This window comes from Streptomyces sp. NPDC047042 (genome assembly GCF_040644035.1).
GTDB lineage: Bacteria > Actinomycetota > Actinomycetes > Streptomycetales > Streptomycetaceae > Streptomyces.
Genome location: NZ_JBEYVP010000007.1, coordinates 276,233 through 298,000 on the forward strand (window position 1 = coordinate 276,233; position 21,768 = coordinate 298,000).

General features: G+C 70.5%; 19 protein-coding genes. 10 read left to right on the forward strand and 9 right to left on the reverse strand.

Going from position 1 to position 21,768, the window contains the following annotated elements; genetic code table 11:
* Window positions 1–234: 234 nt before the first annotated feature.
* Complete coding sequence (locus tag ABZ855_RS10475) at window positions 235–999, forward strand: SigE family RNA polymerase sigma factor (protein ID WP_360804062.1); 765 nt, start codon at window positions 235–237, stop codon at window positions 997–999.
* A 189-nt stretch (window positions 1,000–1,188) separates the two neighbouring features.
* Here the strand turns inward: ABZ855_RS10475 and ABZ855_RS10480 are convergent, their stop codons facing one another.
* A complete protein-coding gene (locus ABZ855_RS10480) occupies window positions 1,189–1,836 on the reverse strand; it encodes a uridine kinase (protein ID WP_360804065.1) in 648 nt (215 codons plus the stop codon).
* 129 nt (window positions 1,837–1,965) lie between these two features.
* Between ABZ855_RS10480 and ABZ855_RS10485 the strand changes: the two genes are divergently transcribed.
* Entirely contained in the window at window positions 1,966–2,376 is a 411-nt protein-coding gene (locus ABZ855_RS10485; RefSeq protein ID WP_360804068.1) for a hypothetical protein, read from the forward strand.
* 79 nt (window positions 2,377–2,455) lie between these two features.
* On the opposite strand, the gene ABZ855_RS10490 is transcribed toward ABZ855_RS10485, so the two are convergent.
* The gene (locus ABZ855_RS10490; protein WP_360804071.1) at window positions 2,456–2,935 is read right to left on the reverse strand and encodes a helix-turn-helix domain-containing protein; all 480 of its coding nucleotides are present in this window, start codon (window positions 2,933–2,935) and stop codon (window positions 2,456–2,458) included.
* A gap of 126 nt (window positions 2,936–3,061) precedes the next feature.
* On the opposite strand from ABZ855_RS10490, the gene ABZ855_RS10495 reads away from it, so the two are divergent.
* Window positions 3,062–4,231 (forward strand): thiolase family protein, encoded by a 1,170-nt coding sequence (locus ABZ855_RS10495; RefSeq protein ID WP_360804074.1) that lies wholly within the window; start codon window positions 3,062–3,064, stop codon window positions 4,229–4,231.
* A 107-nt stretch (window positions 4,232–4,338) separates the two neighbouring features.
* On the opposite strand, the gene ABZ855_RS10500 is transcribed toward ABZ855_RS10495, so the two are convergent.
* Genes ABZ855_RS10500 through deoC form a run of 3 tightly spaced genes read right to left on the reverse strand, consistent with a single transcriptional unit; the run spans window position 4,339 to window position 7,620 of the window.
* The gene (locus ABZ855_RS10500; protein WP_360804077.1) at window positions 4,339–5,226 is read right to left on the reverse strand and encodes an aldehyde dehydrogenase family protein; all 888 of its coding nucleotides are present in this window, start codon (window positions 5,224–5,226) and stop codon (window positions 4,339–4,341) included.
* The gene (locus ABZ855_RS10505; RefSeq protein ID WP_360804080.1) at window positions 5,219–6,655 is read right to left on the reverse strand and encodes an aldehyde dehydrogenase family protein; all 1,437 of its coding nucleotides are present in this window, start codon (window positions 6,653–6,655) and stop codon (window positions 5,219–5,221) included. The genes ABZ855_RS10500 and ABZ855_RS10505 overlap by 8 nt, the downstream gene beginning before the upstream one ends.
* 5 nt (window positions 6,656–6,660) lie before the next feature.
* Complete coding sequence (gene deoC, locus ABZ855_RS10510) at window positions 6,661–7,620, reverse strand: deoxyribose-phosphate aldolase (RefSeq protein ID WP_360804083.1); 960 nt, start codon at window positions 7,618–7,620, stop codon at window positions 6,661–6,663.
* A 307-nt stretch (window positions 7,621–7,927) separates the two neighbouring features.
* Between deoC and ABZ855_RS10515 the strand changes: the two genes are divergently transcribed.
* Window positions 7,928–8,557 carry a PH domain-containing protein gene (locus ABZ855_RS10515; RefSeq protein WP_360804086.1) on the forward strand — a complete coding sequence of 210 codons (630 nt, stop codon included), beginning with the start codon at window positions 7,928–7,930 and terminating at the stop codon, window positions 8,555–8,557.
* 5 nt (window positions 8,558–8,562) lie between these two features.
* Window positions 8,563–10,248 carry a hypothetical protein gene (locus ABZ855_RS10520; protein ID WP_360804089.1) on the forward strand — a complete coding sequence of 562 codons (1,686 nt, stop codon included), beginning with the start codon at window positions 8,563–8,565 and terminating at the stop codon, window positions 10,246–10,248.
* 33 nt (window positions 10,249–10,281) lie between these two features.
* Here the strand turns inward: ABZ855_RS10520 and ABZ855_RS10525 are convergent, their stop codons facing one another.
* Together ABZ855_RS10525 and ABZ855_RS10530 are read right to left on the reverse strand one after the other, a co-directional pair.
* Complete coding sequence (locus ABZ855_RS10525) at window positions 10,282–11,469, reverse strand: hypothetical protein (protein ID WP_360804092.1); 1,188 nt, start codon at window positions 11,467–11,469, stop codon at window positions 10,282–10,284.
* A gap of 163 nt (window positions 11,470–11,632) precedes the next feature.
* On the reverse strand, window positions 11,633–13,285 hold the full coding sequence (locus ABZ855_RS10530; RefSeq protein WP_360804095.1) for a phospho-sugar mutase: 1,653 nt from the start codon (window positions 13,283–13,285) through the stop codon (window positions 11,633–11,635).
* A gap of 509 nt (window positions 13,286–13,794) precedes the next feature.
* On the opposite strand from ABZ855_RS10530, the gene ABZ855_RS10535 reads away from it, so the two are divergent.
* The 5 genes from ABZ855_RS10535 (at window position 13,795) to ABZ855_RS10555 (ending at window position 20,419) form a co-directional block, all read left to right on the forward strand.
* Entirely contained in the window at window positions 13,795–15,105 is a 1,311-nt protein-coding gene (locus ABZ855_RS10535) for an ABC transporter substrate-binding protein (RefSeq protein ID WP_360804098.1), read from the forward strand.
* Window positions 15,102–16,100 (forward strand): sugar ABC transporter permease, encoded by a 999-nt coding sequence (locus tag ABZ855_RS10540; protein WP_360804101.1) that lies wholly within the window; start codon window positions 15,102–15,104, stop codon window positions 16,098–16,100. The genes ABZ855_RS10535 and ABZ855_RS10540 overlap by 4 nt, the downstream gene beginning before the upstream one ends.
* Window positions 16,097–17,020, forward strand: coding sequence for a carbohydrate ABC transporter permease (locus tag ABZ855_RS10545; protein WP_360804105.1), 924 nt, complete (start codon window positions 16,097–16,099; stop codon window positions 17,018–17,020). The genes ABZ855_RS10540 and ABZ855_RS10545 overlap by 4 nt, the downstream gene beginning before the upstream one ends.
* Window positions 17,021–17,116: 96 nt before the next feature.
* Window positions 17,117–19,156: a beta-galactosidase gene (locus ABZ855_RS10550; protein ID WP_360804108.1), complete on the forward strand. Its 2,040-nt coding sequence runs from the start codon at window positions 17,117–17,119 to the stop codon at window positions 19,154–19,156.
* Window positions 19,157–19,261: 105 nt separating this feature from the next.
* Window positions 19,262–20,419 (forward strand): hypothetical protein, encoded by a 1,158-nt coding sequence (locus ABZ855_RS10555; protein WP_360804111.1) that lies wholly within the window; start codon window positions 19,262–19,264, stop codon window positions 20,417–20,419.
* Here the strand turns inward: ABZ855_RS10555 and ABZ855_RS10560 are convergent.
* Both ABZ855_RS10560 and ABZ855_RS10565 read right to left on the reverse strand, forming a co-directional pair.
* Entirely contained in the window at window positions 20,388–21,245 is an 858-nt protein-coding gene (locus ABZ855_RS10560) for an NmrA family NAD(P)-binding protein (protein WP_360804114.1), read from the reverse strand. The genes ABZ855_RS10555 and ABZ855_RS10560 overlap by 32 nt on opposite strands.
* On the reverse strand, window positions 21,245–21,694 hold the full coding sequence (locus ABZ855_RS10565) for a nuclear transport factor 2 family protein (RefSeq protein WP_360804117.1): 450 nt from the start codon (window positions 21,692–21,694) through the stop codon (window positions 21,245–21,247). Before ABZ855_RS10565 ends, ABZ855_RS10560 begins: the two co-directional genes overlap by 1 nt.
* Window positions 21,695–21,768 lie beyond the last annotated feature (74 nt).

Below are 21,768 nucleotides of genomic sequence, written 5' to 3' on the forward strand. Positions count from 1 at the left end.
TCGGATGGTTGCCGGGTGGCCGGCGGGGGCTTGACGGGTGTTTTGGGGGTCGCACGGGCGCGTACCGCGCGTTGCTGTGACATCGCTGTGATGTTCCTGGGACGGAGCCCTGTTGCACGCCTGTGACAGTCGGCGGACACCGTCATGAAGTGGCTTGGGCAGAGTTCTCGGCACAGGCAAGGGAGCACCACGAACCAAGCCGAAGACCGGGAAGTCCACGACGGGGGGCGCGAGATGAGCACGCTGCACAGCACGAGCGCGAACGCAGTGATCACGCGCCTGCACGACGTCACCCGGACCACCGAGAAGTCCGGTGCCGTAAACGGGCGGGGGTGCGTTCGCGGCACCGGGCGTCAGCACACCACGTACATGTCGGTGGTTGACGCACGCACGGGGGGTAACGGAAGCGGCGCCACGGGGGAAACGGGGCGCACGGGGGCGGCGTACAGGGAGACAACGGGAGAGCGTCGTTCGCTGTCGGAGGCGGAGTTCACCGCCTACGTCCAGGAGCGTCGGGCCTCCCTGTACGCGACCGCCTACCACCTCACCGGTGACCGCTTCGAGGCGGAGGACCTGCTCCAGAGCGCGCTGTTCTCGACGTACCGCGCCTGGGAGCGGATCAGCGACAAGGCGGCGGTCGGGGGCTACCTCCGCCGCACGATGACCAACCTGCACATCAGCGCGTGGCGTCGCCGCAAGCTGAACGAGTACCCGACCGAGGAGCTGCCGGAGACGGCCGGCGACACGGACGCGATGCGCGGCACGGAGCTGCGCGCGGTCCTGTGGCAGGCGCTCGCGCGGCTGCCCGAACTCCAGCGGACGATGCTGGTCCTTCGTTACTACGAGGGCCGCACCGACCCGGAGATCGCGGAGATCCTCGACATCAGTGTCGGCACGGTGAAGTCGAGCATCTGGCGGTCGCTGCGCCGGATGCGCGAGGACGAGGTCCTCAGCTTCGGTCGTGACGAGGAGGAGTCCTTCGGGGAGCTTGTCGCCTGAGGGTCCGGGGGGAGCACCGCTCGGGGGAGCGGTGAACGGGGGAGCACGGGGGAGCACCACCAAGGGGGAACCACCGCGGCTGGGGGGCCGCGGTGGATCACCGCACGGGGGAAGCACCGCACGGGGGAAGCACAAAGAAGCGGGACTGGAGGGCCGGGGGGTCCGTCCAGTCCCGCTTTTGTGTGTCGCCTACGTGTTGCGGACGTACGTGCCGCGTACGTGTGTGTTCGTGCCCGCCGCCGCGTCCGCAAGTCTGCCCATCGCCTCGTCCCGGTCGCACGCGTACGCGCCCAGGGCCGTCTGGCGGGCCACGATGGAACGCTCGGCGCGCATCAGCCGCCAGCCGCGCCGCAGCAGGAACGGCACCGACTTGCGGCCCTCGCGCAGATCCCGCAGGAACCGCCGGCGGAACGTCTTGACCGGGCCCCGGCTCAGGCAGAGCGCGTCCGCGAGGACGCCCTCCTCCTGGCAGCGCGCGACGATCTCGGCGGCGAAGATGCCCTCCGCGATGAACAGCGGGGTCCGGCCGATCTCGACGCCCTCCACGCCCGTGCGGGCGCTCAGCGAGATGTCGTACACCGGAACGTTCGTACGACCCGTGCGGCACAGCTCCGTGATCGCGGTGACTGCCGCGTCCGCGTCCCAGGACCGTGGGTGGTCCCAGTCGATGTCGGTGCTTCCCAGGACCTGCGGCAGCGTCGGGTCGCCGCCCTCCTTGTAGAAGTCGTCGAGCCGCAGGACCGGGAGACCGGAACGGGCGGCGAGGAGGGACTTGCCGGAGCCGGAAGGGCCGCAGAGCAGCACGACACGGGCGGGTATGGGCGGGTGGGAGGTCACGAGTCACCAGTGTGAGGCATCGGGCGGCCCTCTGCCGACCCCGAGGGTCGGCTTTGGAAGGTGCGTCACACCTCAACTACTCTTTGTGCCGTTCCGATTACCCAGTGCAGCAGAAGGCGGTCACCAGTCATGGCACGACGAACGTCCCCCCAGCACCAGACCGCGCAGCGCGCCCTGATCGCCCTCGCGGCCACCGGCGCGGCCCTGGGGGCGGGCGCCGCGACGGCCTCCGCCGCCGAGGTCGGACCCGCGGTGGACGCCATCCGCATGAACCCCAGTGCCTCGCTGGGGCAGATCGACCCGCAGAGCGGCCTGGCGGCACTCACCGGCTCGGTCGGCTACGTCACGGGAGCGGTCCAGGGAATCAAGCCGAATCCGCTGGCGGGTACGGGAGTCGACCCGCTCGACAACGGCGTGGGTACGCAGCTCGCCGACTTCCAGCCCCTGACCTCCCAGGCCCTGACCGGCCCGGTGGCCCAGGCGCAGTCCATCGGCAGCATCCCGTTGCTGGGGGAGGCGACGGGGCTGCTGGGCGGCTGAACGCGCTGTGCCGCGCGGCCCGTTGGCGGGTCGTGGGCGGACCGTGAGCGGGGTGGTCCCGGCCTGATGCGGGAGCCTCTCAGGCCGCCGTCGGTCCCGCCACCGTCCACCCCGCGGACTGCGGATGGGCCGTCAGGTCCTCGTGGCGAACCTTGTCGCCGCAGGCCGCGCAGGTGACCACCGCGACCATCTCGTGGCCGCAGTTGTGCTCGACCACCATGGGGCGATCGTCCTCCTTCCGGAGATGGCGGTCGCCCCACGCCATGAGCGTCATCAGGATCGGCTCCAGGTCGAGCCCCGCCTGCGTGGGGCGGTACTCGAAGCGCTGCGGTCGCTCGCTGTAGACGCGCTTGACCAGGATCCCGGCGTCCACCAGGCGGCGCAGGCGGGTGGTCAGGACGTCGCGCGGGGCGCCGATGTTGCGCACCAGCTGGTCGAAGCGGCCGTTGCCGAGGCACACCTCCCGCACGACGAGCAGGGAGTACTTCTCGCCGACGAGCGCCAGGGTGTCGGCGATGGAGCAGGGGCGCGGGTCTTTGGGGGAGGGGGAGGCGGCCATGCCGTCCAGTCTAGGGGTGAGTTGGATTTTCCAACTCACCAGCCTATGATGAGTTTGGATTTCCTACTCACTAGTAGCCGTGCATCTGTAAATCCGTACAGCCGTGCACCCGTGGAGGGCCGCAGCATGCGTGACGCCGTCATCGTCGAAGCCGTACGCACCCCGATAGGCAAGGGCAAGCCGAACGGCGCCCTCGCGCACGTCCACCCCGTCGAACTCCTCGCCCACACCCTGCGCACCCTCGTCGAGCGCTCCGGTGTCGACCCGGCGCTGATCGACGACGTCATCGGCGGCACAGTCGACCAGGTCGGCGAACAGGCCATGAACATCACGCGCTACGCCGCCCTGTCGGCGGGCTTCCCGGAGTCGGTCCCCGCGACCACCGTCGACCGGCAGTGCGGTTCCTCCCAGCAGGCCGTGCACTTCGCCGCGCAGGGCGTCATCTCCGGCGCGTACGACATCGTCGTGGCCTGCGGGGTCGAGTCGATGAGCCGCGTGCCGATGTGGTCGAACGTGCCGGCCGGCAAGGACCCCTTCGGCCCCGGCATCGCCGAGCGCTACCCCGAGGGTCTCGTCCCGCAGGGCGTCAGCGCCGAACTCATCGCCGCCAAGTGGTCGATCACCCGCGAGCAGATGGACGCCTTCGCGGCCTCCTCGCACCGCAAGGCGGCCGAGGCCTGGGAGAAGGGCCTCTTCGACGCGGAGGTCGCGCCCCTGGACGGGGTCTTGCGCGACGAGTCCGTACGGCCCGGCAGCACGACCGAGACCCTCGCCGGCCTCAAGCCCGCCTTCTACGACCCGAACTTCGCCGAGCGCTTCCCCCAGATCGACTGGAGCGTCACCGCCGGCAACTCCAGCCCGGTCAACGACGGTGCCTCGGCCGTGCTGATCACCTCCAGCGAGACCGCCGCCCGCCTCGGGCTGCGCCCGATCGCCCGGCTGCACAGTTTCGCCGTCACCGGATCCGACCCGCTGCTGATGCTCACCGGCGTCATCCCGGCCACCGAGAAGGTGCTCCGCAAGTCGGGCCTGTCCCTCGGCGACATCGACCTCTTCGAGGTCAACGAGGCCTTCTCCAGCGTCGTCCTGTCCTGGCAGCAGGAGACGGGTGCCGACCTCGCCAAGGTCAACGTCCACGGCGGCGCGATAGCCCTCGGCCACCCGCTCGGCGCGAGCGGAACCCGCCTGACGACGACCCTGGTGCACGCGATGCGGGAGCGGGGTGCGCGCTACGCGCTGCAGACGATGTGCGAGGCGGGCGGCCTCGCCAACGCGATGATCCTCGAAGGGGTCTGAAGCGGGCGGTCGGTGTTACGACAAACCTGGAGGGCCGCGTCTCCCCGGACGGTGGGAGACGCGGCCCTCGGCTTTTTATGTGATTTGTTCGGTTTATTCGGTGTCGGTCAGTACGCGGACCCCGACGCGCCCAGGGAGCCGGTCGGGTGCCAGACCGTCTTCGTCTCCAGGAACGCCGTCATGCGGTCCAGGCCCGGAGTGGTCGTCCAGTCGTCCACAGGCTGTGGACGCAGGACGCGCTTGAGGTTGTCCGCCGCGGCGATCTCCAGCTCCTTCGCCAGCACGTCGTCCGCGCCGGCCAGGTCGATCGCGTTGACGTCCTGGTGGGCCGCCAGGGGTGCCGCGATCTCCGCCGTACGGCCGGAGAGGACGTTGACGACACCGCCGGGGACGTCGGAGGTGGCCAGCACCTCGCCGAGTGACAGCGCCGGGAGGGGGGACCTCTCGCTCGCGATCACAATCGCCGTGTTGCCGGTCGCGATCACCGGGGCCAGTACCGAGACCAGGCCCAGGAAGCTCGACTCCTGCGGGGCCAGGACCGTCACCACGCCCGTCGGTTCGGGGGAGGAGAGGTTGAAGTACGGGCCTGCCACCGGGTTTCCGCCGCCGACCACCTGGGCGATCTTGTCGGTCCAGCCGGCGTACCAGACCCAGCGGTCGATGGTCGCCTCCACCAGGGCGGCGGCCTTCGACTTCGACAGACCCTCGGCGTCGCCGACCTCGTGGACGAACTGGCCCTTGCGGCCCTCCAGCATCTCGGCGACGCGGTAGAGGATCTGGCCCCGGTTGTACGCCGTCGCGCCGGACCAGCCGCCGAACGCCTTACGGGCGGCGACGACCGCGTCACGGGCGTCCTTGCGGGAGGAGAGCGGCGCGTTCGCCAGCCACTTGCCCTTTGCGTCGGTCACCTCGTACACCCGGCCGCTCTCGGAACGCGGGAACTTCCCGCCGACGTACAGCTTGTAGGTCTTGAAAACAGACAGGCGGTCAGACATCGAGGTACGCCTCCAGGCCGTGGCGACCGCCCTCGCGGCCGAAGCCCGACTCCTTGTAGCCGCCGAACGGCGAGGTGGGGTCGAACTTGTTGAACGTGTTGGACCAGACGACACCGGCCCGGAGCTTGTTGGCCACGGCGAGGATCCGCGAGCCCTTCTCCGTCCAGATGCCCGCCGACAGTCCGTACTGGGTGTTGTTGGCCTTGGCGACGGCCTCGTCCGGGGTGCGGAAGGTGAGGACCGAGAGCACCGGGCCGAAGATCTCGTCCCGGGCGATGGTGTGCGCCTGGGTGACGTTCGTGAACAGCGTCGGGGCGAACCAGTAACCGGCGGACGGGAGTTCGCAGGCCGGCGACCAGCGCTCGGCACCCTCCGCCTCGCCCGCCTCGACCAGCGTGGTGATCCGGGAGAGCTGCTCGGCGGAGTTGATCGCGCCGATGTCCGTGTTCTTGTCCAGCGGGTCGCCGAGGCGCAGCGTGGACAGCCGGCGCTTGAGCGAGTCGAGCAGCTCGTCCTGGATCGACTCCTGGACGAGGAGCCGGGAGCCCGCGCAGCAGACCTGGCCCTGGTTGAAGAAGATGCCGCTGACGATGCCCTCGACGGCCTGGTCGATCGGCGCGTCGTCGAAGACGATGTTGGCGCCCTTGCCGCCCAGTTCCAGGGTGACCTTCTTGCGGGTCCCGGCGACCGTGCGCGCGATCTGCTTGCCGACGGCCGTCGACCCGGTGAACGCGACCTTGTTGACGTCCGGGTGCGCGACCAGCGCCGCGCCCGTGTCGCCGTAGCCGGGAAGGATGTTGACGACGCCCCTGGGCAGGCCCGCCTGGCGGCAGATGTCCGCGAAGAACAGAGCGGAGAGGGGGGTCGTCTCGGCGGGCTTCAGTACGACCGTGTTGCCGGTCGCGAGGGCCGGGGCGATCTTCCACGCCAGCATCAGGAGGGGGAAGTTCCAGGGGATGACCTGGCCGGCGACACCGAGGGGGCGGGGGTTCGCGCCGAAGCCGGCGTGGTCGAGCTTGTCGGCCCAGCCCGCGTAGTAGAAGAAGTGCGCGGCGACCAGGGGGACGTCCGTGTCGCGCGTCTCCTTGATCGGCTTGCCGTTGTCCAGGGTCTCCAGGACCGCCAGCTCGCGGCTGCGCTCCTGGATGATCCGGGCGATGCGGAAGAGGTACTTGGCGCGCTCGGAGCCCGGGAGCGCCGACCACTTCTCGAAGGCCGTGCGGGCCGCCTTCACCGCACGGTCGACGTCCGCCTCGCCCGCCTGGGCGATCTCGGCGAGGACCTCCTCGGTGGAGGGGGACACGGTCTTGAAGACCCTGCCGTCGGCGGCCTCGGTGAACTCGCCGTCGATGAACAGGCCGTAGGAGGGGGCGATGTCGACGACCGAGCGGGACTCGGGGGCCGGGGCGTACTCGAAAAGGGGTGCCATGGTGATCAGTCCACCGTCACGTAGTCGGGGCCGGAGTAGCGGCCGGTGGCCAGCTTCTGACGCTGCATCAGCAGGTCGTTCAGGAGCGAGGAGGCGCCGAAGCGGAACCAGTGGTTGTCGAGCCAGTCCTCGCCCGCGGTCTCGTTGACCAGGACCAGGAACTTCACGGCGTCCTTGGTGGTGCGGATCCCGCCGGCCGGCTTCACGCCCACCTGGACGCCGGTCTGCGCGCGGAAGTCGCGTACGGCCTCCAGCATCAGGAGGGTGTTCGCGGGCGTCGCGTTGACGGCGACCTTGCCGGTCGACGTCTTGATGAAGTCGGCCCCGGCGATCATGCCGAGCCAGCTCGCGCGGCGGATGTTGTCGTAGGTCGACAGCTCGCCCGTCTCGAAGATGACCTTGAGCCGGGCGGACGCCCCGCAGGCCTCCTTCACGGCGGCGATCTCCTCGTACACCTTCAGATAGTCGCCCGCGAGGAACGCGCCGCGGTCGATGACCATGTCGATCTCGTCCGCGCCGGCGGCGACCGCGTCACGTACGTCCGCCAGCTTCACGCCGAGGGCGGCGCGGCCGGCCGGGAAGGCGGTGGCGACGGAGGCGACCTTCACGGTGGTGCCGGCGACGGCCTCCTTCGCGACGGCCACCATGTCGGGGTAGACGCAGACCGCGGCCGTGGCGGGCGCGGTGCGGTCGGTCGGGTCGGGCCGGACCGCCTTGGCGCCGAGCGACCGGACCTTGCCGGGGGTGTCCGCGCCTTCCAGCGTCGTCAGGTCGACCATGGAGATGGCGAGGTCGATGGCGTACGCCTTCGCGGTGGTCTTGATGGAACGTGTGCCGAGGGAGGCGGCGCGGGCCTCGAGGCCGACTGCGTCGACGCCGGGGAGCCCGTGGAGGAAGCGGCGCAGTGTGCTGTCGGACGTGGTCACGTCCTTGAGCGGGGATGCGGGGGCTGCAGTGGTGGGCATGGTCACAAGCCGAGCATATCTACGCGCGTAGCGGCTGTACAGCCCTGGGAAATCCCTGGGAGCGGGTTTGACTCGCCCCCGCCGCCCCTACCCGTCCCATCCCCAGGGGCTCCGCCCCTTCGACCCCGCCAAGGGGCTGCGCCCCCTGGACCCCCCTTCGGCCTGAGCGGCCTCGTCCTCAAACGCCGGACGGGCTGTTGCTGTGCTGGTCGCATGCAGTAAACGGGTGGGTGGGCGGGAAAACACGACCTGGACCGCATCGGCCCCGCCCTCGAGCCGCCGGGGGCATCGGTGCAGAATCGGGGGCATGACGACCCCGGACCATCCGTCGCCCTCGCAGTCTCCCGACCGGGTATTCCGGTCACCCTCGTCCCTGGTGGCCGGCGTGCTGCTGCTCGGGCTCGCGGGCTGGCTCGGGGGTGACGCGCTGATCGCCGGTCACGGGCGGACGCCCTGGCTTGCACTCGCCACGCTCCTCCTCGCCGTACCCCTGGTCATCGCCTTCACCCTCCGGCCCGCCGTGTTCGCCAACGACCACCGGTTGCGCGTACGCAACCCCTTCCGGGTCGTCGTGGCGCCCTGGGGAGCCGTCGAAGGGTTCCGGTCGGGCTTCTCGAACGAGGTCGTCGTCGCGTCCGGAGCCAAGTACCAGCTCTGGGCCGTCCCCGTCTCGCTGCGTGCCCGCAAGCGCGCCAACCGGGCCAAGATGCGCGAGGCCCGCGAGGCCGCCGGCGGCGGGGGACGGATGCCCCTGATCCCGCCCGGTCCGACCCGCGCCCAGAACGACCAGATCATGGACGACCTGGGCCAGCTGTGGGAGGCCCGCGAGAAGGCGGCCACCTCACAGGGCGAGGTCACCGTCAAATGGTCGTACGAGATCATGGCGCCCGCCGCCGCGGGTGCGGTTCTGCTGGCGATTCTGCTCACGGTCGGCTGACCCGGGTGACCTTCCCCGACGGGCCGTTGCGGCTGCCCTCCGCCTCCATACCCGACGGCTGTCAGGACTGGACCACGTCCCGCGCCGCCGACTGGTCGGCCGCGCTCCCGCCGCGCTGGACCTTTCTGCGGGTACGCCGTTCCTTCGCCGCCGGTCTCGCCACCCTGGTGCTGTGCGTCGGCGCCCTCGTCGCGATGGCGGGCGGACTGTGGCCGTTCGTCGCGGCCGGCTTCGCCGTGTACGTGCTGTGGGTGCTCGCCCGGCCCGAACTCGTATGGGTCGGCGCACCCCTCCTGCTGCTCGCCCTCGCCGCCGAGGCCTCCTCGAAGTCATGGGCGCTGACCGGCTTTGGAGTCGTGGTCGTGCTCGGCTCCTGGGCCGTCGTGGCCGTACGCCTGCGGGCGCGCGGTGAGCAGCTCGAACGGGCCCTGGAGGCCGCCGGGGGCGTCGCCGTACCGGTGCCGGGCGCCGAGGCTCCCGTACGACGTGGGCACTGGCTGTTCGTCCTGGGGTTCGCCGTGCTCGGGCTCGGCCTGCTGACCGGGAGCACCGCCGGTTTCTGGGGCGCGGTCCAGGACCAGGAGGGCGCCTGGGTCGTCACCGTCTTCCTGGCCGGCCTCGGCGTGACCGCGCTGGCCTCGGCCCGGCTCGGCCGACAGCGGGCGGGCGCCCTGCGCACGGCTCCCGTGCCCGTACTGCGCGTGCTCGTACGGGACGACGCCCAGGGCAGTACGGAGGTGTACGCCGCCGACGATCCCGCCGCCGAGCGCCCCCTGTTCACCGTCGAACTCACCTCCTTCGACGAGGACGATGAGGAGGAGGACGAGGAGGAGGGCGAGGAGGACAGCGACGGTGGCTATGACGGTGACGGTGACGGTGACGACGAGCTTCGGCGGATGGCGCTCGGGCTCGACGACGACACCCTCGGGCCGGTCCGGGAAGCCGTTCTCTACGGGGCTCCCTTCGACGGTGCCGAGGTTCTCCTCGTCAGCGCCGACGAGGATCCCGAGCAGCCGCCGCTGACGGAGTGGTCGGCGGGGCCGGTCCGGCCGTTGTCGCCGGGCGCGGGGCGCCGACGGGTCGCCAAGCAGCGCGAGCAGGCCGCGGACAGTCTCCAACTGGAGTTGCAGGGGCGGGAGCTGGCCGAGCTGCAGACGGCCGGCGGCCAGGTGCGGCAATGGCGGGCGGGGTGGCTGGACTGGCTGGCCACCGCTTTTCTCGTGCAGTGGGGCCTGTGGCTGGTCTGGGGCTGGTTCGACGAGCCCGGCTTCTCGTCGTGGACGCTGGCGTTCATCCCCCTGCTCGGGCTGTACGGGGCGGTCCGCGTCCCCATGAAGCTCGCCTGGCGCGTCACCGCCGACCGCTCCGGCCTCTGGGTCACCGGGCTGCGCGGCCCCCGGCACGTGCCCTGGGACGACCTCCGTTTCGTACGGCGCCGGTCCCTCGAGCTGAAGATCGACTGGCAGGGCGGCGACTGGACGGTCTCCGCACCCCGCTGGGCCTGGCTCCAGCGCCGCCGGGGGCTCGTCCATCCGTACGACGCCCTGGCCGCCGAACTGACCGCCATGCGCCTCGACGCCGACCTGCGCCCGACCGCCGAGAGCGGCCCGGCGGAACGCGGGCGGCCGATGTGGCCGTCGGCGGCGGTGCTGGCCGTGGTGTGGGTGGTGGCGCTGGTGGCGGCACGCTGAGCCGAGCCGGTGAACGTAGGCCTGACGACAGACTCAGGGCGCGCTCGGCCAGACCAGCAGCATGTACGCGCCGCCGTACGCCGACACTGCCACCGCCGTCGCGAGCGCGATCGCGCGGAAGCGGCGGGACGCGCGGGCCAGATGGACCGCCACGGGCAGCAGCAGGGGGAACGCCGGGACGAGGAAGCGGGCGCGGGGGTAGTAGACCCCGCCGCTGCCCAGGACGATCGCCAGCAGGACGCCCGTGAAGACCAGCAGCGGGAGAGGCTGGCGGTCCCAGACCGACAGGACGAAGAGGCCGGCCGCGCCCAGCAGAACCCCGGTCACCATCACCAGGAACAGTTCGGGCGTCGAGTCGTACATCAGCAGTTCCCGCATCCTGCGCAGGGTCAGCGCGCCCCCGTCCATGTCCTGGCGCCAGAGGCGCTGTACGGCGAAGTAGCCGTCCCAGCGGCCCAGGCGCAGGCCCACCCAGCCGACGTATCCGAGCCACCCGAGCGGGGCCAGGAGGGCAGCCGCCAGGACGCGGGCCGAGCGGTGGCGGCGGAGGGCGAGGAGCGCGGTGAGCGACACCGCGGCGGCCACGGCGACACCGGTGGGGCGGGTCAGTCCGGCGAGGACGGCGAGCGAGGCCGCCCACAGCCATCGGCCCGTGAGCACGGCGTACAGCGACCAGGCCGCCAGCGCGGTGAACAGGGACTCCGTGTAGCCCATCCACTGGACCGCGCCCACCGGGAACGCGGCCCACAGCGCGGCCAGGACGACACCCGTCCGGCGGTCGTACAGGCGTTCCCCGACCGCGAAGACACCCCAGGCGGCGACGAGCGACGCGACGACGGCGAGAGCCAGCCCCGTACTGGCCCGGGTGCCCGGCGTGAGGACGGCCAGCGCCTTGACGAGGGCCGGGTAGAGCGGGAAGAAGGCCAGGCTGCCCGAGTCCTGGACCGAGCCCAGGGTGCGCGGGTAACCGTGGTCGGCGATGCCCAGGTACCAGTCGGCGTCCCACCGGGTGGCCAGGATCGGCCAGACACCGTGGTGCCCCCGGTGCGCCCAGAGGGTGAGGACGACCAGGCCCGTCGCGCGGACCGCCGTGTACGCGAGGAGGGCGGGGGCCGCGCGCCGCAGGGCCGCGAGAGCGTCGCGGACGAGCGGGGCGGTGGTCGCCGAGGTGGACGCGGTCGCCACGGGGGTGGGCGCCGGCCGGGTAACCGTCGAGGACATGAGGCGGCTCCAGTACTGGGCGACGGGTGCGGTACCCGGTCACCGTTTCCCGGAGGGCGGCGGGAGTGGCGGAGCGTGCGTCGGCCGGCGGGCGCAAATCACCCGATGGGGTGCCCCCGGTCGGCGGCACCCCATCGGCGTTCCGTGTTACGTCACGTACGGGTCAGATGCCCGCCGCCGCGGACAGGTCCCGCTTGATCGTCTCCAGCAGGTCCGACGCCTTCGCCCGGGCCGCCGCGAGCTCCGTGTGCGCGGGCACCGGGAGGACGACCTCCAGGTAGCACTTCAGCTTCGGCTCCGTACCGCTGGGGCGGACGATGACCCGGGCCCCGTCGAGCGTGTAGCGCAGGCCGTCCGTGGGCGGGAGCGTCTCCGTGCCCTTGGTGAGGTCCTCGGCCTTCGTGATCGCCAGGCCCGCGAGGTGGGTCGGGGGCTGCTCGCGCAGACGGCTCATGGCGTTCGCGATGACCGACAGGTCCTCGACCCGCACCGAGAGCTGGTCCGTGGCGTGCAGCCCGTGTTCGACCGCGATGTCGTCGAGCAGGTCGAGGAGCGTACGGCCCTCCGCCTTCAGCTCGGAGGCGAGTTCCGTGACGAGGAGCGCGGCCGTGATGCCGTCCTTGTCGCGTACGCCCTCCGGGTCGACGCAGTAGCCGAGGGCCTCCTCGTAGCCGTAGCGCAGGCCCTCGACCCGGGCGATCCACTTGAAGCCGGTCAGGGTCTCCTCGTAGGGGAGGTTCGCCTTCTCGGCGATCCGGCCGAGGAGGGACGAGGAGACGATCGACTCGGCGAACGTGCCGTGTGCTCCGCGCCGGACCAGATGGGTGGCGAGCAGGGCGCCCACCTCGTCGCCGCGCAGCATGCGCCAGTCGCCGGTGGGCGTTCCCTTGTCGGTCAGGGGTACGGCCACCGCGCAGCGGTCCGCGTCCGGGTCGTTCGCGATGATCAGGTCCGGGTTCGTTTCACGGGCCTTCGCGAAGGCGAGGTCCATCGCGCCGGGCTCTTCCGGGTTGGGGAAGGCGACGGTCGGGAAATCCGGGTCGGGGTCGGCCTGTTCGGCGACCAGCTCGGGGGCGGGGAAACCGGCCCGGGCGAAGGCGGCGAGCAGGGTGTCCCGGCCGACGCCGTGCATCGGGGTGTAGACCGTGCGGGCGGTACGCGGGGAGTCGGGGGCGAGCACCGCGTCCGTACGGGCCAGGTAGGCGTCGAGCACGGTGTCGTCGAGGGTCTCCCAGCCGCTGGTGGGGCGGGGCACGTCGGCGAGGGCCTCGACGGCGTCGATCTCGGCGGCGATCTCGGCGTCGGCGGGCGGGACGATCTGGGAGCCGTCGCCCAGGTACACCTTGTAGCCGTTGTCGCGGGGCGGGTTGTGGCTGGCGGTGACCTCCACGCCCGCGACGGCGCCGAGGTGCCTTATGGCGAACGCCAGTACGGGGGTGGGGAGGGGGCGGGGGAGAACCGCTGCCCGGAGTCCGGCGCCGGTCATCACGGCGGCGGTGTCCCGGGCGAAGTCGGCGGACTTGTGGCGGGCGTCGTAGCCGATGACGACGAGGCCGTCCGTCCGGCCCTTCGCCTTGAGGTACGCGGCCAGGCCGGCGGCCGCGCGGATGACGACGGAGCGGTTCATGCGCATGGGGCCGGCGCCGAGTTCGCCGCGTAGGCCTGCGGTGCCGAACTGAAGGGTGCCGGAAAAGCGGGGGGTTAGTTCGGGGAGGTCGTGGGTGGCGATGAGTTCGGCGAGTTCCTCGCGGGTTTCGGGGTCGGGGTCCTCGGCGAGCCACGCCTTGGCCCGGGCGATGAGTTCGTCGTCGTGCACGGGGGGTGCCTCTCGTTGGGGGTCGTGCGTGGGTGCGGGCCCACGATTCTCGCCCCCGCCGCCCCTACCCGTCCCATCCCTGGGGGCTGCGCCCCCAGACCCCCCTTTCGGCCCTGAAGGGGCCTCGTCCTCAAACGCCGGACGGGCTGATCATCAGCCCCTCCGGCGGGTAGGGGCGGCGGGGGCGAGGAAAAGCCGGGCCCTGTCACCCGTACGGCCCTCTCGAAGCTCACCAGCCCCCGCCGTGCGGCCCGGGGCCGCTGCCGCCTGCCCGTGCGCTCGCCGCAGGTGATGTTTGCCCTCTGTCTGTTAGCAAACCTTCACATTCCGGTATCCATCACGTTTCAGGCACGGCGCACGCCAGCCCTTGACGCAGGACCGGACAAGCAGCTCTTATTGCCGCCACGATGTTCGGTCAAGTTGATTTCTGGTCGTTTTAGATCAGCATGGACCCAGCGTAGTCGTGACCTTGCTCCCCGTTTAGGGGGGTCTGTCCCACAGGAGCCACCATGCACTACACCCCCTCCGGTCTCGCCGTCCCCGGGCCGAGCCGCCGCACCCTCCTGCGCGGGATCGGCGGCGCGGCGGCGCTCGGCGCGGCCGCGCCGCTGCTGAGCGCCTGCGGCGACAGCGACTCGGGTTCCGACGCGAAGACGGTCACCCTTGGCTCGAACGCGTCGGACGCGGTCCCGAAGAAGGCGTTCGCCGACATCTACGCGGCGTTCACGAAGAAGACCGGCATCAAGGTCGACGTGAACACGAAGGACCACAACACGTTCCAGGAGCAGATCAACTCCTACCTGCAGGGCACGCCGGACGACGTGTTCACCTGGTTCGCCGGCTACCGCATGCAGTTCTTCGCGGGCAAGGGCCTGGCCAGCCCGATCGACGACGTGTGGCAGAAGATCGGGAGCAACTTCCCCGAGCCGATGAAGCAGCTCAGCAAAGGTGCGGACGGCAAGTACTACTTCGTGCCGCTGTACACGTACCCGTGGGCGATGTTCTACCGGAAGAGTGTCTTCAAGGAGCACGGCTACGAGGTGCCCACCACCTGGGCGCAGTTCATCGCGCTGTGCAAGCAGATGCAGAAGGACGGCCTGGTCCCGATCGCCTTCGGCGACAAGGACGCCTGGCCCGCGCTCGGCACCTTCGACCAGATCAACTTCCGTACCAACGGCTACGACTTCCATGTCGAGCTGATGGCCGGAAAGGCATCCTGGACCGACGCCAAGGTTCGCGCCACCTTCGACAACTGGGCTGAAATCCTCCCCTACAGCCAGGAGGGATCGACCGGTCGCACCTGGCAGGACGCGGCTCAGACGCTCGTCTCGAAGAAGGCCGGCATGTATCTGCTGGGCACCTTCGTGGGCCAGCAGTTCACGAACGCGACCGATCGTGACGACCTCGACTTCTTCGCCTTCCCGGAGATCGACCCCTCCTTCGGGCAGGACACGGTCGAGGCGCCCACCGACGGCTTCATGCTCTCGAAGTCCCCGAAGAACAAGGCCGGTTCCATCCAGCTGCTCGAGTACCTGGGCACTCCGGAGGCCGAGCAGATCTACCTCAAGTCCGACCCGAACGTCGTCGCCGCCTCCACCACCGCCGACACCTCCTCGTACAGCCCGCTGCAGAAGAAGGCGTACGCGATGATCACCGGCGCGAAGAACCTCACCCAGTTCATGGACCGTGACAGCCGCCCGGACTTCACCTCGACGGTGATGCAGCCCGCGCTGCAGAAGTTCATCCGTGACCCCAAGGGCATCGACAGCCTGCTCTCGTCCATCGAGCGCCAGAAGAAGACGATCTTCGCCTCCTCATGAGCAACTCCGAATCGATTCCCGTGATCCCGGGGGCGGCCGACGTGCCGCCTCCGGGCGGTACCCGCACCCCGTCGTCCCCGCAGAGCCGCAAGCCACCGCAGGGCCACCGCCGGCTGCTGACCCGCCGCGACAGGGTCGCCCTGGGCTTCATGGCCGGTCTGCCGACCTTCCTGCACGTCCTGCTCGTGTGGGTGACGGCCTTCGCCTCCATCGCGCTGGCCTTCACCACCTGGGACGGCATCGGCTTCGACTCCATCAAGTGGGTCGGGCTGGACAACTTCCGCGAGCTGTTCAGCAACAACCCGCAGTTCTGGCCGGCCGTCCAGCACAACGTCATCTGGTTCGTCGTACTCATCGCGATCCCGACCCCGCTGGGCCTGTTCCTGGCCGTGCAACTGGACAAGAACATCCGGTTCACCCGGGTCTACCAGACGGCGTTCTTCCTGCCGGTCGTGGTGTCGCTGGCGGTGACCGGGTTCGTGTGGCAGTTGGTCTACAACCCGGACACGGGTCTGATCAACAGTTTGATCGGGGCCAACAAGCCCGGGCACTACATCGACTGGATCGGTGACCCGGACCTCAACCTGTGGGCCGTCCTCGTCGCCGCGTGCTGGCGGCACACCGGCTACATGATGATCCTCTACCTGGCCGGTCTGAAGGGCGTCGACCCGTCGCTGCGCGAGGCTTCCTCGCTCGACGGCGCCAACGAGTGGCAGACGTTCAAGAACGTCATCTTCCCGACCCTGCGGCCCACCAACACCATCGTGCTGGTCGTCACGATCATCGAGGCCCTGCGCGCCTTCGACCTCGTGTACGTCTTCAACGGCGGCGCCCAGGGCACCGAACTGCTGTCGATCCTCGTGACCAACAACATCATCGGCGAGTCCAGCCGTATCGGTTACGGGTCCGCCATCGCCGTCGTCCTGCTGGTGATCTCGCTCGTCGTGATCATCCCGTATCTGATCAGCACCTTCCGGAAGGAGCGGCGGGCATGAGCGCTCCCACCCTGGCCACACGGCGATCCTCGAACGGGCCCGCGCACGCGTCCCTGAAGGGGCGCGCCCCCGTCCGCCCGGCCCGCGTGCTGCTGCACGTCTTCCTCGTCGTCATGTCGCTGGCCTGGCTCGCGCCCCTGCTGTGGGCGATGTTCGCGGCCCTGCGCCCGTACGCCGAGACCAGCGACAAGGGCTATGTCTCCTGGCCCGACAAGCTGAGCTTCGCCAACTTCACGAACGCCTTCACGCAGTCGGACATGCTGCACTACTTCGGGAACACGCTGATCATCGCGGTCCCGGCGGTGCTGCTGACGTTGTTCCTGTCGTCGATGGTCGCCTTCTACGTCAGCCGCTTCGACTTCCGGGTCAACCTGGCCCTGCTGCTGGTGTTCACGGCCGGCAACCTGCTCCCGCAGCAGGTCATCATCACCCCGCTGTACCGCATGTACCTGCTGGTGGACCTGCCGGGGATCACCGCCTCGGGCAAGCTGTACGACTCGGCGCTCGGCCTGGTCCTCATCCACATCGCGTTCCAGTCGGGCTTCTGCGCCTTCGTGCTCGCCAACTACATGCGGATGCTTCCGCACGAGCTGACCGAGGCCGCGCTCGTCGACGGGGCGTCGGTGTGGCGGATGTACTGGCAGATCGTGCTGCCGCTGTGCCGGCCCGCGATGGCGGCCCTGGCCACCCTGCTGTCCATCTGGATCTACAACGACTTCTTCTGGGCGATCGTGCTGATCTCCACCGGCGAGAACATGCCGATCACCTCGGCCCTCAACAACCTCTCCGGCCAGTACTTCACCGACCCCAACCTGGTCGCCGCGGGTGCGCTGCTGACCGCCATCCCCACCCTGATCGTGTACTTCGCGCTGCAGCGGCAGTTCGTCAGCGGTCTGACCCTGGGCGCCAACAAGGGCTGACGCGTCAACAAGGGCTGACGCGTCAACAAGGGCTGACGCGCCAACAAGGGCTGACGCCCGCGTCCAACCAAGTGAATCCGAAGTGGAGTTGTGTCGATGGAGCGCGAACTCGCCGTTCCCGGTATCGCGTACGGGGGCGACTACAACCCCGAGCAGTGGCCCGAGGAGGTGTGGGCCGAGGACATGCGCCTGATGCGTGAGGCCGGGGTCAACCTGGTCAGTGTCGGCATCTTCTCCTGGGCGCTGCTCGAACCGGCCGAGGGCGTCTACGACTTCGCCCGCATGGACCGCCTCCTCGACCTCCTGCACGAGAACGGCATCGCCGCCGACCTCGCGACCCCGACGGCCGCCCCGCCCGCCTGGTTCTTCCGCGCGCACCCCGAGGCCCTCCCCGTGGACAAGGACGGCCGCACCCTCTCCTACGGCAGCCGCCAGACGTTCTGCCCCTCCAGCCCCGCCTACCGCGAGGCCGCCCTGCGGATCGCCGGTGCCCTGGCCGAGCGGTACGCCGACCACCCCGCTGTCGCGATGTGGCACGTCCACAACGAGTACGGCTGCCACAACCCCGCCTGCTACTGCGACGAGAGCGCCGAATCGTTCCGCCGCTGGCTGCGGGCACGCTACGCCGACGACCTGGCCGCCCTGAACCACGCCTGGGGCACCACCTTCTGGAGCCAGTGGTACTACGACTGGGCCGAGATCATCCCGCCCCGGGCGACCGGCGCCGTCCCCAACCCCACCCACCAGCTGGACTGGCGCCGCTTCTGCTCCGACGAGCTGCTGTCGCTGTACAAGGCGGAGCGGGACGTGCTGAGGGCGGCGGCCCCGGGCACCCCGGCCACCACCAACTTCATGGTGATGTACAACTTCGACGCCCTCGACTACTGGCGCTGGGCCCCGGAGCTGGACGTCGTCGCCAACGACCACTACCTCCGCTCGACCGACCCCGAGTCGCACATCGACATCGCGCTCAGCGGCGACCTGATGCGCTCGCTCGCGGGCGGCCCCTGGTTCCTGATGGAGCACTCCACGGGCGCGGTGAACTGGCAGCCGGTCAACAGGGCCAAGACGGCGGGGGAGTTGCGCCGCAACGCCCTCGCCCATGTCGCCCACGGCGCGGACGGCATCGCCTACTTCCAGTGGCGGGCCGCGAAGGCGGGCGCCGAGCAGTGGCACTCGGCGATGCTTCCGCACGCCGGCACCGACAGCCAGATCTGGCAGGACGTCGTCCAACTGGGCGCGGATCTGCGGGCGTTGGCGGAGGTGCGCGGCAGCACGGGCACCGCTTCCGTGGCCATCGTCTGGGACTGGGACGCCCGTTGGGCCCTGGAACTCCCCTCCCAGCCGAACAGCGAACTCCGCTTCCAGGATCTCGTACGGGACTGGTACGAGCCGCTGTGGCGGGCGGGCGTCGCCGTGGACTTCGTACGGCCCGGGGCGGAGCTGGAGGGATACCGGCTGGTACTCGTGCCCAGCCTGTACCTGGCCGACGACGAGGGCGTGTCCAACCTCGTGGGCTTCGCGGAGAGCGGCGGCACGCTGGCCGTCGGCTTCCACAGCGGGGCCGTCGACACCAACTGCCATGTACGGCTGGGGGGTTACCCGGGTGCGTTCCGGGAGGCCCTCGGGGTGCGGGCGGACGAGCTGTTCCCCCTGCTGCCGGGAGAGACGGTCGGGCTGGGTGAAGGCGACGGCACGGGTACGAATGCCGGTACGGGTACGGGGACCCTCTGGTCGGAGCGGCTTCGGCTGGAGGGCCAGGGGACCGAGGCGGTGCTGTCGTACACCGACGGTCCCTTGGCCGGGGTTCCAGCGGTGACGCGCAACTCGGTGGGTGCGGGCACCGGTTGGTATGTGGCGACCCGGCCGGACCCGTCGACGCTGGGTGCGCTGCTCGGGCGGATGTGCGCGGAGGCGGGTGTCGAGGGAGTGCGTGCGACTCCGGAGGGCGTGGAAGCGGTGCTGCGCCGGGGCGCCGACGCGGACTTCCTGTTCCTGATCGACCACGCGGGCGGCGGCGCCGAGGTCACAGTGGCGGAGGGGGCGACCGAACTCCTCACCGGGGAACGGGTGAACGGGGGCGCGGTACGGGTTCCGCCGGGCGGGGTGGCGGTCGTACGGGAGCCGCGTCTCTGACAGTCGGGCGTCGGTAACGTCAACAGGCGTCCTCGTACGCCCTCTTGATGAGGTATCAGGTGACTCGTACTCTGCTCCCCTGGATCGTCGACCAGGGGAGCAGGGTTGGCCACGCCATCTTCCGAGCCGTCCGAGCCCGCCAAGTCGTCGGAGTCGTCCAGGTCGCCGGAGGTCCCGTCCGACGAAGAGGTGCTCCAGGCCGTCGAGCGCTACCTTTCCGGGCGGGGCAACCCCGTACGGCTGGTGGCTCCCGGTACCGCTGAGCTGTCCCGGCAGCCGTTGCTCGAGTTCCGTATCGACCGGCGGTTCGAGGAGCGGCATCCGGGCGTGCCGGAACGGGTGCCCGGGAAGAAGCTGAAGCAGATCGCCAGGCGGCCTTCCTACACCGACCTCGCCACCCATCACGTCCCGGTGCCCGCCGGCTTCCAACCCACACCCCCGGTGCGACTCGTGCTCGCGGGCTCGGTCGCCGAGGGGCCGTGCCCGGACTGCGCGGCGGGGAAAAGGGACTGCGACACCTGCGGCGGAAGCGGCACGCAGGACTGCCCGGACGTCGTGGCGTGCGACGGCTGCGGCGGTGGCAGCGACTCGTGCTGGTCGTGCGGCGGCGGCGGAAGCCGCAGGCGGGGCAGCCGCAAGCCGCCCCCGAACGCGTCGCCGCGAACCGACTGGTGCAGGCGCTGCGCCGCCCCGAAGTCGGCCTGCCCCAAGTGCGTCGGCTTCCAGACGATGACCTGCCCGGTCTGCGACGGGAAACGACGCCGCAAGTGCGAGGCGTGCAACGGCGCGAAACGCGTGCGGCACAAGCCGTGCGAGGGCACCGGCTTCTTCACCACGTTCATCGAGGCACGGATCACCCACCCCGTGGAGTCGGAACAGGAACGGGTCGCGGCGCCTGCCCATCTCCGATTGCTCACCCAGTGGCGTGCGGGCTGGCGCGAGGAGCGCCTGCGCAGGGTCACCGACAAGCTTCCGGCCGACCTGCCGGAAACGCTTCGCGGCCAGGTCGAACGCCAACTGGCGCTCGCGGAGCGGGAGGTGACGCGCCTGGCGACCCTGCGCTATCTGCCCGTCGCCCGCGTCACGGTCGACGCGGATCCGGACTGGGTGTACTTCGCGTTCCCCGAACGGTCGGGGAGCGCCACCCTCAAGGTCGTCCGGCGTCCGGCGAAGCAGCGGGTCCTCCGGCTGGTGGGGATCGCCGCGGCGGCGGTCGTCGTCGCCCTGCTCGTCACATTGCTGGTCCTGTCGGTGACCGGCTGAGGAGGAGGGCGCGGAATGTGCGCGGCGGCCGGCCGGTGAGGCGCTGGACGGTGTCGGTGACCCGGTCCTCCGACCCCTCCGCGATGGCTCGGTCCATGCCGGCCAGCATGGAGGCGAACTCCGGCGGTATCCGGGCCGTGCGGGTGAGGTGGTCGCGCATCTCCTCGTACGACAGTCGGCGGTGCGTCACGGGCCGGCCGGTGACCTCCGTGGTGATCGCGGCGATGTCGTCGTAGCCGAGAGTCTCCGGGCCGGTGATGACGAGGTCGGTGTCGGGGGCGTGTTCGTCGGTCAGGGCGCGCACGGCGACGGCCGCGATGTCGTCGGCGTCGACGAAACCGACCCGGCCGTCGCCGGTCGCGCTCCAGAGGGTGCCGTGTTCACGGATGCCGGCGGCGTGCGCGTGCGAGCCGGTGAAGTTCTGCATGAACCACGAGGGCCGCAGGACCGCCCACTGGTCGAACAGCCCGGGCAGCGCCTGGTGCACCTTTCCCACCGCCGGGCCGCCCTCGGGGATGGCCGAGGAACTCAGCAGCACCGCGCGCCGCACCCCGGCGGCGCGGGCCCGCCGGAGGAACGGCAGCATGACCGCCGCCGGATCGGGGTCGCCCACGGGCGGGACGAGGTAGACGCGGTCGACTCCGTCGAGGGCGGCGGTGTGCGTGGCGGGGTCGTACCAGTCGAACGAGACCCGCGCCGAACCGCGTACGCCCGCCGCTCTGCTCGCGGCCCTGACACGGTGACCGCCGGCCGTCAGTTGCGCGGCGGTGCGACTGCCGGTGGTGCCCGTGGCGCCGATGACGAGAGTGGTGCCGGTGGCGGTCATTAGGCGGTCCCGGTGAAGCCGGTGGCGGGGTCGAGGACCGCGAGCGGGTTCCAGTAGTCGCGGTAGGAGGTGATGAGCCCGTCCCGGAAGGTCACGACGGCGATGTACGTCATGTCGAACGGCCCGCCGGTCCCCACCAGCCGGCCCACGCCCCGCATCTCGACCACGATGACCTGCGGATCGAGGGTCTCGTGGATCGTCAGGTCGGGAAAGTCGTGCAGTTCGATGTGGTCGGGGTACGAGCGCATGTAGTCGGCGACGGCCTCCCTGCCGTCCAGGCGCTTGGGCCAGCCGTCGGGCGCGAAGGGGAACTCCATGACCCCGTCCTCGTCCCACAGGGCGACCCAGGCGGGGATGTCCTTGTCGAGCAGCAGTCGCAGGCTGTGGCGGTAGAGATCCGCCGGTGAAGCGGGTGAAGCGGGTGAAGCGGGTGAAGCCGCTGCGGACATGGGGAACCTCCATCTCGTACGTCTCGGTCGCGTACGTCTCGATCCCGGTACGTCTCATAGAATGCGGACCCGGG